1 protein-coding gene and 2 pseudogenes are annotated in these 1,580 nt (G+C 71.9%); 2 read left to right on the forward strand and 1 reads right to left on the reverse strand.

Features of this window, described 5'->3' with window-relative positions; all coding sequences use genetic code 11:
* Together A5704_RS12800 and A5704_RS12805 are read left to right on the forward strand one after the other, a co-directional pair.
* Positions 1-134 (forward strand): annotated as a pseudogene (locus tag A5704_RS12800) (cutinase family protein); the annotation flags it as partial.
* A gap of 20 nt (positions 135-154) precedes the next feature.
* Positions 155-700, forward strand: coding sequence for a VOC family protein (locus tag A5704_RS12805; protein ID WP_082954849.1), 546 nt, complete (start codon positions 155-157; stop codon positions 698-700).
* A 10-nt stretch (positions 701-710) separates the two neighbouring features.
* On the opposite strand, the pseudogene A5704_RS12810 reads toward A5704_RS12805, so the two are convergent.
* Positions 711-1,580, reverse strand: a pseudogene (locus A5704_RS12810) (aldehyde dehydrogenase); the annotation flags it as partial.

Here is a 1,580-nt window from a genome sequence, read left to right on the forward strand (position 1 = left end):
TCTCCGCCCACAACACCTACGCCGACGACGGCGCCATGATCGACAAGGGCGTCGCCTTCGCCTCCAGCCACCTCGACGCAGGCACCAGCGGCGCCTCGACCGTCTCGAGCGGTAGAGGTGGCTTCGGAAGCTGAGCGACGGGCGCCCGGCGGCACTGGCCGTCAACCACGTCGGGTTGACGGTCCCGGACATTCACGCCGCGATCGACTGGTACGGCGAGGTATTCGGGTTCCGGTGCATCATGGGCCCGCGGGTGCTCGAGGGTGGCGGGCACCCGGAGGCGGCCTCGGTGTTCGGCGGCCGGTTCCGCCGGGCCTGGCAGGCGCATCTGCTCACCGGCAACTCCGTGGGCATCGAGCTCTTCCAGTTCGTCGACCCGCCGACGGAGGACCCGGGGTGGCCGCGGGAGCGGCAGCCGTGGTTCGACCGCGGCTGGTGGCATCTGTGCATCACGCACCCCGATGTCGCGGCCACGGTCGACCGGGTCGTCGAGCACGGTGGCACGCTGCTGGCGGCGCCGTACGAATTCGTGCCCGGGCGACCGTGGGTGCTGGCCTACGCCACCGACCCCTGGGGCACGGTGCTCGAGGTGATGAGCCACAGCTACGCCGAGGCGTTCGGCAACTGGCCGCAACCGGGGCAGCTGGTCCCGCCCACCCTGGTGCCCCGCCCGGATGGCGACGGCCCGGCCGGCGCCTGAATCGGTCGCGTCAGGGGCCGTCCGCGACGAAGCCTTTGTTGCGCATCAGCGCGTCCGCCAGGAAGCCGTCGTGCGGGATGCCGGGCGCCGCGTACCACGTCGGGTGCGAGCCGACGTAGACGTTGCCGACGGTCGGTTCGGCGAGCAGCTCGTCGACCAGCCGTTGGTCGCCGGTGATCGCGGTGACGACCAGCGACCGCCGCAAGGGTTCCAGGCCGGCGCCGGGCGACCACGGTGCGACCCAAACGCAGGGGAAGGGCAGCTCGACGTTGAGCGTGTCCGGGACGGGTTCGGCCAATAGGTGCACCGCCGGGCGCAGCGCGGCGTAGCCGTCGCCGAGGTCGGCCACCACCTGATCGGCGCCGAGCACCGGGGTCGAGCCGGCGGCCTTCGCCGCCAGGAAGTCCGCCAGTGCCCGGGCTTGGTCGAGGGGCTGGGTGGGCAGGATCGCCCGTTCGTCGTCGGTGCGGAGCGGCTCGAGCTCCGCCAGCCGCCGGGCGATCGCCGCGGCCAGCGGGGCGGGATCACCCTCACACAGCACGGCGGTGGTGTTGACGCAGGCCATTCCCCCGAGATTGGCGATCGAGTCGACGATGACGTCGATGTGGTCGCGCCAATCCCGATCCGCCGTGATCAGGATCTTGGCGCGGCCCGGCCCGTTGACGATCACCGCCGGGTCAGCGGCGTACTTGTCCACCACGTCCTGGCCCCCGTACACCATCGCCAGGTCGGCCGACCGGATGATCTCGTCGGCGCCCGCATGATCGGTGGGTAGGTAGACGGCATCCCCGTGACGGAAACCCGCCCGCCGAAGTGCCCGGTGTCGCAGCCGATTTGGTGGCGATCGACGCGCTCGGCCCCGACGGGGAGTACCGGACGA

It is taken from the genome of Mycobacterium sp. E735, assembly GCF_001666955.1.
Classification (GTDB): domain Bacteria; phylum Actinomycetota; class Actinomycetes; order Mycobacteriales; family Mycobacteriaceae; genus Mycobacterium.